General features: G+C 73.4%; 10 protein-coding genes. 7 read left to right on the forward strand and 3 right to left on the reverse strand.

Translation table 11 applies throughout. The annotated features are described in order from the left end of the window. Positions 1 to 492 precede the first annotated feature (492 nt). The 4 genes from gatC to gatB are packed head-to-tail and all read left to right on the forward strand — an operon-like array spanning position 493 to position 4045. On the forward strand, positions 493 to 789 hold the full coding sequence (gene gatC, locus AXW62_RS29585; RefSeq protein WP_030823551.1) for an Asp-tRNA(Asn)/Glu-tRNA(Gln) amidotransferase subunit GatC: 297 nt from the start codon (positions 493 to 495) through the stop codon (positions 787 to 789). 5 nt (positions 790 to 794) lie between these two features. Beyond that, the gene (gene gatA, locus AXW62_RS29590) at positions 795 to 2288 is read left to right on the forward strand and encodes an Asp-tRNA(Asn)/Glu-tRNA(Gln) amidotransferase subunit GatA (RefSeq protein WP_060947217.1); all 1494 of its coding nucleotides are present in this window, start codon (positions 795 to 797) and stop codon (positions 2286 to 2288) included. Beyond that, entirely contained in the window at positions 2285 to 2524 is a 240-nt protein-coding gene (locus tag AXW62_RS29595) for a hypothetical protein (protein WP_030823547.1), read from the forward strand. Before gatA ends, AXW62_RS29595 begins: the two co-directional genes overlap by 4 nt. A 15-nt stretch (positions 2525 to 2539) precedes the next feature. Continuing rightward, complete coding sequence (gene gatB / locus AXW62_RS29600) at positions 2540 to 4045, forward strand: Asp-tRNA(Asn)/Glu-tRNA(Gln) amidotransferase subunit GatB (RefSeq protein ID WP_030823544.1); 1506 nt, start codon at positions 2540 to 2542, stop codon at positions 4043 to 4045. A gap of 69 nt (positions 4046 to 4114) precedes the next feature. On the opposite strand, the gene AXW62_RS29605 is transcribed toward gatB, so the two are convergent. Continuing rightward, the gene (locus AXW62_RS29605) at positions 4115 to 5605 is read right to left on the reverse strand and encodes a M81 family metallopeptidase (protein WP_060947214.1); all 1491 of its coding nucleotides are present in this window, start codon (positions 5603 to 5605) and stop codon (positions 4115 to 4117) included. 122 nt (positions 5606 to 5727) lie between these two features. On the opposite strand from AXW62_RS29605, the gene AXW62_RS29610 reads away from it, so the two are divergent. From AXW62_RS29610 to AXW62_RS29620, 3 genes are all read left to right on the forward strand, one after another. Continuing rightward, entirely contained in the window at positions 5728 to 8187 is a 2460-nt protein-coding gene (locus AXW62_RS29610) for an MMPL family transporter (RefSeq protein WP_252368785.1), read from the forward strand. 160 nt (positions 8188 to 8347) lie between these two features. Beyond that, on the forward strand, positions 8348 to 8539 hold the full coding sequence (locus tag AXW62_RS29615; protein WP_060947215.1) for a hypothetical protein: 192 nt from the start codon (positions 8348 to 8350) through the stop codon (positions 8537 to 8539). 238 nt (positions 8540 to 8777) lie between these two features. Then, on the forward strand, positions 8778 to 11894 hold the full coding sequence (locus AXW62_RS29620; protein WP_060947218.1) for a helix-turn-helix transcriptional regulator: 3117 nt from the start codon (positions 8778 to 8780) through the stop codon (positions 11892 to 11894). 463 nt (positions 11895 to 12357) lie between these two features. Here the strand turns inward: AXW62_RS29620 and AXW62_RS46970 are convergent, their stop codons facing one another. Next, positions 12358 to 12663, reverse strand: a complete 306-nt coding sequence (locus tag AXW62_RS46970) for a DUF6191 domain-containing protein (protein ID WP_060947216.1) — start codon at positions 12661 to 12663, stop codon at positions 12358 to 12360. A gap of 125 nt (positions 12664 to 12788) precedes the next feature. Beyond that, positions 12789 to 13880, reverse strand: a complete 1092-nt coding sequence (locus AXW62_RS29630; protein ID WP_063817683.1) for a PQQ-dependent sugar dehydrogenase — start codon at positions 13878 to 13880, stop codon at positions 12789 to 12791. Positions 13881 to 13882 lie beyond the last annotated feature (2 nt).

Genomic DNA, 13882 nt, shown 5'->3' on the forward strand with positions numbered 1-13882 from the left:
GGACCAGCCCGTGACGTAGCCGGGCCGCGGTCGCGGTGCCGCCGCTGCGGCCCAGGTGCTGCCGCTGCGGCCCCGGTGCCGGGGCTTGGCGCCGCGCCGCCGGACGCGGCCGGTGGGCGGCGTGGGGCCCGCCCGTTCCGGCCGCCTGTTCTGCTCGGTCTTCGGGTCGCCTGTTCTGCTCGGTCTTCCGGCCACCCGTTCTGCTCGGTCTTCGGGTCGCCCGTTCCGCTCGGCCTTCCGGCCACCTGTTCCGCCCAGCCTTTCGCCCACCCGTTCTGCTCGGCCTTCCGGCCACCTGTTCCGCCCAGCCTCCGGGTCGCCCGTTCTGCTCAGCCTTTCGCCCGCCCGTTCTGCTCGGCCTTCCGGCCACCCGTTCGGCCACCGCCGAACGCTTGCCCACAACGCGGGTGCGCCAAAGCCTTTCGCGCCCTGTGCGACGGGAGCCATAGGATTGGGCCCGAAATACTCCACACTCAAGCTGAGGATCGCTGCATGCCTGGCATCACGCGCGAGGAGGTCGCCCACCTCGCCCGGCTGGCGCGTCTGGAGCTGAAGGCCGAAGAGCTCGACCACTTCGCCGGACAGCTGGACGACATCATCGGCGCGGTCGCCCGCGTCTCCGAGGTCGCCGACCAAGACGTACCGCCGACCTCTCACCCGCTGCCGCTGACCAACGTCATGCGCCCGGACGAGGTCCGTCCGTCCCTGACCCCGCAGGAGGCGCTGGCCTGCGCCCCGGCCCAGGAGCAGCAGCGTTTCAAGGTGCCGCAGATCCTGGGGGAGGAGTGACCACCGTGACCGATCTGACCAGGCTCACCGCGGCCGACACCGCCGCCAGGATCGCCTCCGGCGAGGTCACCGCCGTCGAGGTGACCGAGGCGCACCTGGCCCGTATCGAGGCCGTCGACGAGAAGGTGCACGCCTTCCTGCACGTGGACCGCGAGGGGGCGCTCGCCCAGGCGCGCGCCGTCGACGAGAAGCGGGAGCGCGGCGAGGAGCTGGGCCCGCTGGCCGGTGTCCCGCTCGCGCTCAAGGACATCTTCACCACCAAGGGGATGCCGACCACGGTCGGTTCCAAGATCCTCGAGGGGTGGATCCCGCCGTACGACGCGACGCTCACCCAGCGGCTGCGCGACGCGGACGTGGTCGTCCTCGGCAAGACCAACATGGACGAGTTCGCCATGGGGTCCTCGACCGAGAACAGCGCCTTCGGGCCCACCGGGAACCCCTGGGACCTCACCCGCATCCCCGGCGGCTCCGGTGGCGGTTCCTCCGCCGCGCTGGCCTCCTTCCAGGCCCCGCTCGCCATCGGCACCGACACCGGTGGCTCGATCCGCCAGCCGGCCGCCGTCACCGGCACCGTCGGGGTCAAGCCGACGTACGGCGCGGTCTCCCGCTACGGCATGGTGGCCTTCTCCTCCTCGCTCGACCAGGGCGGCCCGTGCGCCCGCACCGTGCTGGACGCGGCGCTGCTGCACGAGGCCATCGCCGGGCACGACCCGCTGGACTCGACCTCCATCGACCAGCCGGTCCCGGCGGTCGTCGAGGCGGCCCGCAACGGCGATGTGCGGGGCATGCGCGTCGGCGTCGTCAAGGAGTTCGCGGGCGAGGGCTACCAGGCCGGTGTCATGCAGCGCTTCAACGAGTCCGTTGAGCTGCTGCGGGAGCTGGGCGCCGAGGTCGTGGAGCTGTCCTGCCCGTCCTTCGACAAGGCGCTGGCCGCGTACTACCTGATCGCGCCGTCCGAGTGCTCGTCCAACCTGGCCCGCTTCGACGCGATGCGCTACGGCCTGCGGGTGGGCGACGACGGCACGAGGTCCGCGGAGGACGTCACCGCGCTGACCCGCGCGGAGGGCTTCGGCCCGGAGGTCAAGCGCCGGATCATGCTCGGCACCTACGCGCTCAGCTCCGGCTACTACGACGCGTACTACGGCTCCGCGCAGAAGGTCCGCACCCTGATCAAGCGGGACTTCGACAAGGCGTTCGAGCAGGTCGATGTGGTGGTCTCGCCGACCACCCCGACCACCGCCTTCCCGATCGGCGAGCGTGCCGACGATCCGATGGCGATGTATCTGGCCGACCTCTGCACGATTCCCTCGAACCTGGCGGGGAACGCGGCCATGTCACTGCCCTGCGGTCTGGCGCCGGAGGATGGTCTGCCCGTCGGACTGCAGATCGTCGCCCCCGCCATGGCCGACGACCGGCTCTACAGGGTCGGTGCCGCGGTCGAGGCCGCGCTCACCGCCAAGTGGGGCCACCCGCTGCTTGAGGAGGCACCGTCACTATGAGTGCGATTCAGAAGGCCAAGGGCTTCAAGAAGTCCAAGGCGGGCACCTACCTGTCCATCGCGACCTCGCTGTTCGGCGCGGTCAGCGTGGCCAAGCAGGCCAAGAAGGCCCGATCCGAGAACGACAAGCTGCAGCTGGCCGACGCGGTGGTCTCGGCCGCCGCCATCGTCACCGGCGTCGCCCTGCTCGTCCGCGAGCTCAAGCGCATGGGCGACGACGACGTCCTCGCGGACTGAGAGGTTAGTTTTTCCGTGACCGTCACTGAACTGGTGTCGTACGAGGACGCCCTCGCCGCCTACGACCCCGTGATGGGGCTCGAGGTGCACGTCGAGCTCGGCACCAAGACCAAGATGTTCTGCGGGTGTGCCACGACGCTGGGCGCCGAGCCCAACTCGCAGACCTGCCCCACCTGTCTCGGCCTGCCCGGTTCGCTGCCGGTGGTCAACGCGACCGGCGTCGAGTCCGCCATCAAGATCGGGCTCGCGCTGAACTGCGAGATCGCCGAATGGTGCCGCTTCGCCCGGAAGAACTACTTCTATCCGGACATGCCGAAGAACTTCCAGACCTCGCAGTACGACGAGCCGATCGCCTACAACGGCTATCTGGACGTCGATGTCGACGGGGAGGTCTTCCGCGTCGAGATCGAGCGGGCCCATATGGAGGAGGACACCGGCAAGTCCACCCATGTGGGCGGTGCGACCGGCCGTATCCACGGTGCCTCGCACTCCCTCCTGGACTACAACCGGGCCGGTATCCCGCTGATCGAGATCGTCACCAAGCCGATCGTCGGCGCCGGGGACAAGGCCCCGGAGGTCGCCAAGGCGTACGTGACCGAGCTGCGCGAGCTGATCAAGTCGCTCGGGGTCTCCGAGGCGCGCATGGAGATGGGCCAGATGCGCTGCGATGTGAACCTGTCGCTGCGCCCGCAGGGGGCCGACAAGTTCGGCACCCGCTCCGAGACCAAGAACGTCAACTCGCTGCGGTCGGTCGAGCGGGCGGTGCGCTTCGAGATCCAGCGCCATGCCGCGGTGCTCGGCGCCGGCGGCACGATCATCCAGGAGACCCGGCACTTCCACGAGGAGGACGGCTCCACGACCTCCGGCCGGGTCAAGGAGGAGGCCGAGGACTACCGCTACTTCCCCGAGCCGGACCTGGTGCCGGTCGCCCCCTCCCGGGCGTGGGTGGAGGAGCTGCGCGGCGGCCTTCCTGAGCTGCCGCGGGTGCGCCGCAACCGGCTGCGCGAGGAGTGGGGCCTGTCCCGGCACGAGATGCAGTCGGTGCTCAACGCGGGCGCGATCGACCTGATCACCGCCACCATCGACGAGGGCGCCCCGGCCGATCAGGCCCGTAAGTGGTGGATGGGCGAGCTGGCCCGCCGCGCCAACGAGGACGGCGTGGAGCTCGCGGCGCTGCCGATCACCCCGGCGCAGGTCGCCCGGGTGTGCGCGCTGGTCAAGGAGGGTTCGCTCAACGACAAGCTGGCCCGCCAGACGATCGAGGGCGTCCTCGCGGGCGAGGGCGGCCCGGACGAGGTCGTCACCAAGCGCGGGCTGAAGGTCGTCTCGGACGAGGGTGCGCTGGGCACCGCCGTGGACGAGGCGATCGCGGCCAACGCGGCCATCGCCGACAAGATCCGCGGCGGCAAGGTCGCGGCGGCGGGCGCGCTGGTCGGCGCGGTCATGAAGGCCACGCGCGGCCAGGCGGACGCGGCGCGGGTGCGTGAGCTGATCCTGGAGAAGCTGGGCGTCGAAGGCTGATCGGTCGTCCGTACGGCGGCGGGGTGTGCCAGGGGCACGCCCCGCCGCCGTCGTTCGGCCGGGGCCCGGTCACAGCAGCAGCGGCTCCAGGTGCGGAACGTCGAACCCCTCGTCGTCGAAGGGGTACAGCGGCCGCGCGAGGCGCCGGTGGCCGAGGCGGGTCAGATCCTGGTCGACCGCGCCGGGGGTGAGCGCGAGCCGCCAGTCCGCGGCCAGGCCGTACAGCTCGGGCTCCGGACAGCCGGTCTTGACGACGACGAGGTCGTAGCCGCGCGGATCCAGCTCACCGAAGTCGGCCAGGGTGTGGAACGGCTTGCGCCGGCTGACCAGGACCGCCGTGACGCCTCCCTGCCGCACCGCCGCGAGGTCCCCGCCGACCGGGTCCTCCCGGCGCAGCGCGACCACCTCGCCGGTCAGCTCACGGGGCTCGGCGTGGTCCGCCGTCCCCCTGCTGATCCCGCCGCCCACGGACAGCCGGACCGTCGCGCCCGGCCCGGCGGCGAAGCACTCCGCGACCGCCGCCGGATCGGTGATCCCGGGGTGCAGGGCGGTGGCGCGCCCGGCGGCCAGGTCCTCGTTCGCCAGCAGCCGCCCGAGCATGAAGGCGAGGTCCCCCGCTCCTCCGGCCGTGGGGTTGTCGCCCGAGTCGCTGATCAGGAACGGGCGGGCGGAGGAGGCGACGGCCTCGGCGACGCACTCGTCGGCGCCGCCGGTGGGGCCGGCGAACGGGAAGTCGCGGCGCATCTCCCAGTACTCGCGGGCCAGGGAACGGGTCTGCTCGACCGCGAGCACCGGATCGTCGCCGGTCACCACCACGGCCGCCCGGCAGCGCGGCTCGTCGGCCCATGCGTAGCCCGCCCACATCCCCGCGTCCACGACACCGTCCATCGCCTCCACGGCGGCCAGCCGCCCGTACAGCGACTTGGCGGGCTCCAGGCGGGTGCTGGTCCGCTCACCGGGCAGCAGCACCGGGACCTGCACCCAGGCCAGGTGCGGGCGACCCCTGCCGGAGGCCAGACGCTCCACCAGCTTGCGGGCGGCGCGCTCCCGCGTCTCCCGGGCGTCCTCGTGCGGGGCCGTACGGTGGGCGGTGATCAGGTCGAGCCGGGCGGCGAGGCGGCGGGAGACATTGCCGTGCGGGTCCATCGCGGCGGAGATCAGTGCCTGGGGCCCGACCGCCTCCCGTACGGCCTCGGTCAGATCCCCCTCGGCGTCCTCCAGACCGACCACGCTCATCGCGCCGTGGATGTCGTACACCAGCCCGTCCAGCGGCCCGGCCCGCCGCAGCCGCTCGAGCAGCTCGCCCTTGATCCGGTCGTAGGTCCCGCGCTCGACCGGGCCGCCGGGGGGCGAGACGGCGTGGAGGACGGGCACCCACTCCACCCGTCCGGCCAGATCGCCGTCCGGGCGCGCCCAGGGGTAGCGGTCCAGCAGCTCGGCGCCGCGGGTGACGCGGAAGTCGTCGTAGGCGGCGCGGTGCGGGCTGAAGGTGCTGGACTCGATGTGCAGACCGCCGATGCCGATACGCGGGCGGCGGCCCCGGGACGCGGTGGGAGTCATGTTCTCCGACTTCCCGCTCATTCATGTGGTGAAGCCCACAAAGGGGACAAAGGATCTTTTCCGCCTGACAGAGTGCGTCAGAACACATCACGCCGCCCCGGCGCCCGATCCGGAAAGCAGCCATGGCCGCACTCGCCCGCTGGTGTCTCAGGCGCCGCGCCACCGTCATCGCGGTGTGGCTGGCCGCCTTCGCCGCGGTCGCCGCCGCGGCGGCCATGGCCGGCTCCGCCTACTCGAACGACTACGACATCCCCGGCACCGGCTCCTCCAAGGTCTCGGCCCTGCTGGAGCAGCGGTTCCCCGACCGGGCGGGGGACAGCGACACCATCGTCTGGCACACCGCCGACGACGCGGGCACCGTCGACGCGCCCGGGGTCGAACGGCGGATGGCGACGGCCCTGCGGCAGGTCGCGGACCTGCCCGGCGTCACCTCCGTCACCGGCCCGTACGGCGCCGGCGACACCAGCCGGATCAGCGCCGACCAGCACACCGCCTACGCCACCGTGGTCTTCCGCGAACCCGCCGCCGACCTGGGCGAGGCGGAGGTGCGCCGGGTGCTGGACACGGTGCGCTCCGCCGCCTCCGGGGCGCCGGGCCTGGAGGTCGAGATGGGCGGTGCGGGCGCCGGGCTCACCGAGCGGACCGGATCCGCCCATCTGAGCGAGGCCATCGGGGTCGGCGTGGCCGCCGTGGTCCTCTTCCTCGCCTTCGGCTCGCTCGCGGCGACGCTGCTGCCGATCGCCACCGCGCTCATCGGCGTGGGCACCGCCTACGCGGCCATCGGGCTGCTCGGCCACGCCATGACGGTCGCCGACTTCGCCCCCATGCTCGGCATGCTGATCGGCCTCGGGGTGGGCATCGACTACGCGCTGTTCATCGTCACCCGGCACCGCGGGGGGCTGCGGCGCGGACTGCCGGTCGAAGAGGCCGCCCAGCGCGCGGTGGCCACCTCGGGGCGCGCGGTGGTCTTCGCCGGGGCGACCGTATGTCTCGCGCTCCTCGGCATGCTGGTGCTGCGGCTGTCGTTCCTCAACGGGGTGGCGGTCGCGGCGGCGCTCACCGTCGCCCTCACGGTCGCCGCCTCGCTCACCCTGCTGCCCGCGCTGCTCGGCCTGATCGGCATGCGGGCTCTGAGCCGGCGGGAGCGCCGACGGCTGGCCGAGCGGGGGCCGGAGGCCATGACCGCCAAGGGCCTGTGCGCCCGCTGGGCGGTCTGCGTCGAACGCCGGCCCAAGCTGCTGGCGGCGGTCGCGGTCGCCCTCATCGCGGTGCTCGCACTGCCCACCCTCTCGCTCCGCCTGGGCACCTCTGACCAGGGCAACAGCCCCTCGGACTCGACCACGCGACGGGCGTACGACCTGCTGGCCGAGGGGTTCGGACCGGGTTTCAACGGACCGTTGACGCTCATGGGCGGCATCGACGGCGCCGACGACCGTACGGCCTTCACCGCACTGCCCGAGACCCTGCGCGGCGTCGACGGGGTCGCCTCGGTGAGCGCCGCGGAGCTGAGCCGGGGCGGCGACACCGGCGTGATCACGGTCGTCCCCGAGACCGCACCGCAGTCCCGGGCCACCTCCGACCTCGTCGAACGGCTGCGTGCCGAAGTGCTGCCCCGGGCCGAGGAGGGCACCTCGCTGCGGGTGTACGTCGGCGGGGTGACCGCGGGCTATGACGACTTCGCCGCGGTGATCGTGAGCAAACTGCCGCTCTTCGTGGGGGTGGTGGTGGCGCTGGGCTCGGCGCTGCTGCTGCTCGCGTTCCGCAGCATCGGCATCCCCGTCAAGGCGGCGGTCATGAACGTGGCCGCCGTCGCGTCGTCCTTCGGCGTGGTGGTGGCGATCTTCCAATGGGGCTGGGGGAGCGAAGCGCTGGGACTGGGCCGGGCGGGCCCGATCGAGCCCTTCCTGCCGGTGATCATGGTGTCGGTGCTCTTCGGGCTCTCCATGGACTACCAGGTCTTCCTGGTCAGCCGGATGTACGAGGAATGGCGGCGCACCCGGGACAACCGCACCGCGGTCCGGGTGGGACTCGCCGAGACCAGCCGGGTCATCAACTCCGCGGCCGTCATCATGATCGCGGTCTTCTCGGCGTTCGTGCTCAGCGGCGACCGCATCATCGCGATGTTCGGCATCGGGCTGGCGGCCGCGGTCGCCCTGGACGCCTTCGTCCTCCGCACGCTGCTGGTGCCCGCGCTGATGCATCTGCTCGGCGGCGCCAACTGGTGGCTGCCGGGCCGGCTGGAGCGGCTGCTGCCGAGGATCACCGTCGAGGCGGAGGACGACGGGGAGGGGGCGGCGTCCGGACCGGACGGGGGCGAGCCCGCGCCGTCCGGGGACCCCGCGCCGTCCGGGACGGTGCCGGAGCGAGTGCGGGGGCCGGTGCCGTTGCCGCAGCCGCAGCCGCAGCCGCTGTCGCGACAGGCCGCGGCCGGTGCGGCGGCCGGGATGGTGGCCACGGCGCCCGGGTCGGCGCCCGGGTCGGTGTCTGGCACGGCGGCCGGGACGGAGCCCGGCACGGTGTCTGGCACGGCGCCCGGGGCCGATACGGCACGGTCATCTACGGCACGGTCATCGGTGCCCTAAGGACCCTCCCCGGGGCTCCTCGGGGTTCCTCAGCCCTGCGGCTCACGGCGCCTGAGGCCCTCGGCGGAGCGAAGATCCGGCAGCCTCCCGATGCGCCGGGCCCTGCTGGGCGACGAGAGTGGACGCATTCCACGGAACCCTCGTCACCAGGGAGAACGCCATGTTGCACCACGAGTTGCACCGCATCCGCGAGTCCGGGCTGCTGCGCGAGGCCGCCGCCTACCGGCTGGCCCGGGAGGCGGCGCGGGCCCCCGGCGGCCGGCCGGCGGAGCCCGCGCCCGGAGGGCGGGTGAGACCGGTCCGGCGGTGGCGGGGCCACCGCTCACCGGGGTCGTACCGCACGGCGGCCTGACGGCGCCCGGACCGTGCCGCTCATCATGGACGCCGTAAGGGCGGGCGCCGCGAAGACGGGCACCGTAAGGGCGGCGGCTGAGGATGCGGGTGCCGTCAGGGCGGCGGCTGGGCAAGCGGGCGCCGAGGGGGCGGGCCCCGCGGGGGTGGACGCCGAGGGCGCGGCCGGCGCCGGGACCGGCGGCACCGGGGAGGCAGGGGCCCGAAAAGCCGGTGCCGCGGTGTCAGTGCCCTGTGACATGCTCGACGACGTGCACAACACGTCTGTCAGCCCGGTGTTCGTCGGCCGCGCCGAGGAACTGGCCGCCCTCGGGGACGCGCTCACCCGCGCCACCGCGGGCGAGCCCCAGGTGCTGCTGGTGGGCGGGGAGGCGGGGGTCGGCAAGACCCGGCTCATCGACGAGTTCCTGGCCTCGGCCGTGGCCGCGGGGGCCGTCGTGGCGGTCGGCGGCTGTGTGGAAATCGGCGCCGACGGGCTGCCGTTCGCGCCCGTGTCCACCGTGCTGCGCTCACTGCGCCGCAAGCTCGGCGCCGAACTGGACGGGGCCGCCGCCGGGCAGGAGGGCGAACTGGCCCGGCTGCTGCCCGAGTTGGGCGAGACCGCCCGCGCTTCCCACGACGAGGACGCCCGGGCCCGGCTCTTCGAGCTCACCGTCCGGCTGCTGGAGCGGCTGGCCGCGGAGCGCACCCTCGTCGTCGCCATCGAGGACCTGCACTGGGCCGACCGCTCCACCCGCGAACTGCTCGGCTACCTCTTCCGGTCGCTGCTCAGCGCCCGGCTGCTGGTCGTGGCCACCTACCGCTCCGACGACATCCACCGCCGCCATCCGCTGCGCCCCTTCCTCGCCGAGGCGGACCGGATGCGCGAGGTGCGGCGCGTCGAGCTCGGCCGCTTCACCCGGGGCGAGGTGCACGCCCAGCTCACCGGGATCAACGGCGCCGAGCCCGAGCGCGACCTGGTCGACCGGATCTTCAAGCGCAGCGACGGCAACGCCTTCTTCGTCGAGGAGATCGCCCGTTGCCTCAACGAGGGGTGCAGCACCGGGCTCAGCGAATCGCTGCGCGATCTGCTGCTGGTGCGGGTCGAAGCGCTGCCCGAGGAGGCCCAGCGGGTGGTGCGGCTCCTCGCCGAGGGCGGCTCCTCGGTGGAGTACGCACTGCTGCACGCGGTCGCCCGGCTCGGCGAGGACGAGCTGATCGACGCCCTGCGCTCCGCCGTGGGCGCCAACATCCTGCGCCCTACGTCCGACGACAGCGGTTACCGCTTCCGGCATTCGCTGGTGCGCGAGGCCGTGCGCGACGATCTGCTGCCCGGTGAGCGCTCCCGGATCAACCGGCGCTTCGCCGAAGCCCTGGAGGCCGAGCCCGCGCTGGTGCGGGCCGATGAGCGGGCCGCCCGGCTGGCCAGCTACTGGTACCACGCCCACGACCCCGCCAAGGCCCTGCCCGCCGTGCTCCGGGCGTCCGTCGAGGCGCGGCGGCGGTACGCCCACGCGGAGCAGCTGCGGCTGCTGGAGCGGGCCATGGAGCTGTGGGAGGAAGCCCCCGAGGAGATACGGGAGGCGCAGCGCCCCCTGGACTACGCGGAGGGGTACCCCGCCTGCGGCTGTGAGGACCAGGCGCTGCGCCGACTCGACCTGCTCGCCGAGGTGGTGGTGGCCGCGCAGCTGTCCGGGCAGCGGGAGCGGGCGCTGGCCGTCAGCAAGCGGGCGCTGGGGGCGCTGGACGGAGCCGGGGACGACCCGCTGCGGGCCGCCTGGTTCTGGACCCAGAGGTCCAAGCTGATGGAGGGCCTGGCGCGCGGCGACGGCTGGGAGGAGCTGAGGCGCGCCCAGGAGCTGGTGCGCGGTCTGCCGCCGTCCCCCGTGCACGCCGAGGTCATGGCGCAGGTGGCGGGCTGGACGATGACCCACCGGCCCGGTCCGGAGGGCCTGGCCGCCGCCGAACGGGCGGTGGAGCTGGCCCGGATGGTGGGCGCCGAGAGCACGGAGCTGAACGCCCGGCTGACGCTGGCCTACTTCACCGGGGACTCCGGCGACACCGAGCGCGGACTGGCCGAGATGCGCGAGGTCTGCGCCCAGGCCGTGGCCCTCGGCGACATCAGCGTCCTGGGGCGGTGCTACGTCAATCTGGCCTCGGCGCTGGAGGGGGTCGGCCGGTCGGCCGAGGCGGTGGAGACCGCCGAGGAGGGCGCCCGGATCCTGGACCGCGTCGGTCTGGTGGACTCCCGGTCCTGGGTGTACGGCAATCTGTCCGAGTCGCTGTTCTCCCTGGGCCGCCTGGACGAGGCCGAGGCGGCGGCCCTGAAGACCCGGCGGCTCGCCCTCGGCACCAAGCCGCGCGGCACCGCCTCCAACCGGCTCGTCAAGCTCGCGCTGGTGCGCGGCGAGTGGGACACGGCGGAGCGCGAGCTGGCCGCCGCCCGTGAGCACTACGGCGACCACAACACCGAACCGCAGTACACCCTCCAGGTCGCGGGGCACGCCATCGAACTGGCGGCGGCGCGCGGCCGGATCCTGGACGTCCGGGCCGTGCTGGAGCAGGTCCTGGCGGCGGGCTTCCCGCCCGGGACGCAGCGCTACGCCTGGCCGCTGCTGTACGCGGCCGCCGCCGCCGAGTCGGCCGCCCGCGGACTGCCCACGGCCGAGCCGGGCCGCGGCGAGGTGCTCGCCCGGATCCGGGCCGCCGCGAAGCGGGTGTCGCAGCCCGTGCCGGTGTGGCGGGCCCACGCGGCGATGCTCCAGGCCGAGCTGGAGCGCGCCGGGGGCCGGGACCGGCCCGATCTCTGGGCCGAGGCCACGGCCGCCTTCGCCGCGCTGGACCGCCCGTATCCGCTGGCCCAGGTCCGCCACCGCTGGGCGGAGGCGCTGCTCACCCCGGGCCGGGGCGCCCCGGCCCAGGCCGATCGCGAACACGCCGCCGAACTGCTCGCCCAGGCCCACGCCGTGGCCCAGCGGCTGGGCGCCCGCCCGCTGCGCGAGGAGATCGAGCTGCTGGCCCGGCGCGCCCGGCTGCCCCTGGCGTCCGCCGCCACCCGCGTCGCGCTCGACGCGCCCACGGCGGGGACCCCCGCCCTGTCTCCGCCCCCGGGCTTCTCGGCCCCCGCCGCCGGGCCCGCCGATCCGGCCGAGGAGCTGGGGCTGACGCCCCGGGAGCGGGACGTGCTGCGGCTGGTCGCCGCGGGCCGCAGCAATCGCCAGATCGCCGAGCAACTGTTCATCTCACCCAAGACGGCCAGCGTGCACGTCTCCAACATCCTGGCCAAGCTGGGCGTCTCGGGCCGGGGCGAGGCGGCGGCCGTGGCCCACCGCCTGCGACTGGTGGACGGCCTGACCGACGGCGCACCGACTCGCTGACCGCCGACCCGGACCAGCGGGCGCGGGCGGCCCGGGAGGGGGCAGATGGTCCGGCAGGAGTGGGCGGGCCGCGCGGGGGCGACGGGCCGCGCGGGGTGGGCGGAGTGGGTGCCGCTGTGGGGGCTGCCGGCCTGTAGCGCCTCACCGCAGTGAGGGACCGGAGACACAGGGGCCGCCGAGGCGCCGAAGTCCCGAGGGCCGCCGCCAAGGCGCCGCGCGCCGCCAGTGGCCCGAGCCGCCGGGGCACCTCAGCTCCGAAGACCCGAGGCCCAAGACCCAAGGCCCGAGAACCCGGAACCCGTGACCAGAGGGCCGCCGGGCCGACGCTCGCCCGGTCAGCCGCCTTCGCGAAGACCCAAGGCTCAAGGCCCAAGGCTCAAGGCCCAAGGCTCAAGGCCCAAGGCTCAAGGCCCGAGAACCCGGAACCCGTGACCAGAGAGCCGTCGGGCCGACGCTCGCCCGGTCAGCCGCCTTCGCGGGGCCGGATCACCACGTGGCCGGAGTCAAGGTCTATAGGGCCCTTCCCCGGGTCGTTGCTGCCCGTCTCGTTCAACGTCAACTCCAGTCGGTTGCGCTCTTCCTCGGTGTGCTTGCGGCCGGGCGCGAACAGTTCCTCGATGAGGTTGAACATGACGACCCCCGTAGGCGTGTGGGTGCTGCCAGTGTAGGCAGACCTCGCACAGAACGGGCACGCCGCGACATGTCCGGCGAACTCGGCGGCATGCTCGACCGGTTCGCCGCCCCTGATCAGCCGCCCCTGATCAGCCACCCCCTCATCAGATGCCTCTGATCAGCCATCCCTCATCAGCCCCTCATCAGCCGCCCCCTCATCAGGCGCTGCCTCGTCAGCCGCCTCTGGTCAGCCGTCCTCGTTCGCCTCCTTCCTCGGCTCCCTCAGCGGACCTCCAGCCGCAGGATCCGGTCGTCCTGCCCGCCCGGCCTCCGCCGCCCGTCGGTGTTGCTCGTCGTCAGCCACAGCCCCCCGTCGTCCGCCGCCACCACACTCCGCAGCCGCCCGTACTTCCCGTCCAGGAACGCCTGTGGCTTCCCCGCCGACTTGTCGCCCTTCAGCGGAATGCGCCACAGCCGCTCACCGCGCAGCCCCGCCATCCAGATCGATCCCTCGGCGTAGGCGATTCCGCTCGGCGAGGCATCCTTGGGCTTCCACTGCTCGACCGGGTCGACAAAGCCCTTCTCACCGGCCTTGCCCTCGGCCTTGGGCCAGCCGTAGTTCTTGCCCGGTTCGATCAGATTGAGCTCGTCCCAGGTGTCCTGGCCGAACTCGGAGGCCCACAGCCGCTTGTCCGCGTCCCATGCCAGGCCCTGCACATTGCGGTGACCCCAGCTGTAGACCGCCGACTCGGCATCCGGATTGCGGGGCGCGGGCTCGCCGTCCGGGGTCATCCGCAGGATCTTGCCGCCGAGGGAGTCCTTGTCCTGGGCGAGCCCCCGGTCACCGCTCTCTCCCGTCCCCGCGTAGAGCATCTTGTCGGGGCCGAAGGCGATCCGGCCGCCGTTGTGGAGCTCGCCCTTGGGGATGCCCTTGAAGATCGTGTTCGGAGCGCCCAGCTGATTGCCCTCGGGGCGCTTGTCGTTGTACATCATCCGGGCGATGCGGTTGTCCGAATCGGTGGTGAAATATGCATAGACCATATGGTTCGCGCCGAAGTCGGGGGAGACCGCCAGCCCCAGCAACCCGCCCTCACCGCCGGCGGAGACCCCCGGAACGGACCCCAGCTCGGTCTTCTGGCCCGTGTCCGCCGAGATCTTGAAGATCTTCCCGGTGTCCCGCGAGGAGACCAGCAGATCCCCGCCGGGCAGCGGCGCGAGCCCCCAGGGGGAGTCCAGCTTCGTGGTGAGCGTGCGCACCACTTTCACCGAGCCCTTCGCGGGCGCCGCGGGCTCCGTCGGCGAGGGTGAGCCCGAGGAGGGGCTCCCGCTTCCCGACGTCGCGGGCGTGGACGTACGGCCGCCCGGTCGGGTGATGC

Source organism: Streptomyces hygroscopicus subsp. hygroscopicus (assembly GCF_001553455.1).
Taxonomy (GTDB): Bacteria; Actinomycetota; Actinomycetes; order Streptomycetales; family Streptomycetaceae; genus Streptomyces; species Streptomyces hygroscopicus.

Excerpts from the sequence above, each read along its gene's own strand:
- gatC (WP_030823551.1), top strand. The coding sequence starts at position 493 with ATGCCTGGCATCACGCGCGAGGAGGTCGCCCACCTCGCCCGGCTGGCG.
- AXW62_RS29595 (WP_030823547.1), top strand. The coding sequence starts at position 2,285 with ATGAGTGCGATTCAGAAGGCCAAGGGCTTCAAGAAGTCCAAGGCGGGC.
- AXW62_RS29605 (WP_060947214.1), bottom strand. The coding sequence starts at position 5,605 with ATGACTCCCACCGCGTCCCGGGGCCGCCGCCCGCGTATCGGCATCGGC.
- AXW62_RS29610 (WP_252368785.1), top strand. The coding sequence starts at position 5,728 with ATGGCCGCACTCGCCCGCTGGTGTCTCAGGCGCCGCGCCACCGTCATC.
- AXW62_RS29615 (WP_060947215.1), top strand. The coding sequence starts at position 8,348 with ATGTTGCACCACGAGTTGCACCGCATCCGCGAGTCCGGGCTGCTGCGC.
- AXW62_RS29620 (WP_060947218.1), top strand. The coding sequence starts at position 8,778 with ATGCTCGACGACGTGCACAACACGTCTGTCAGCCCGGTGTTCGTCGGC.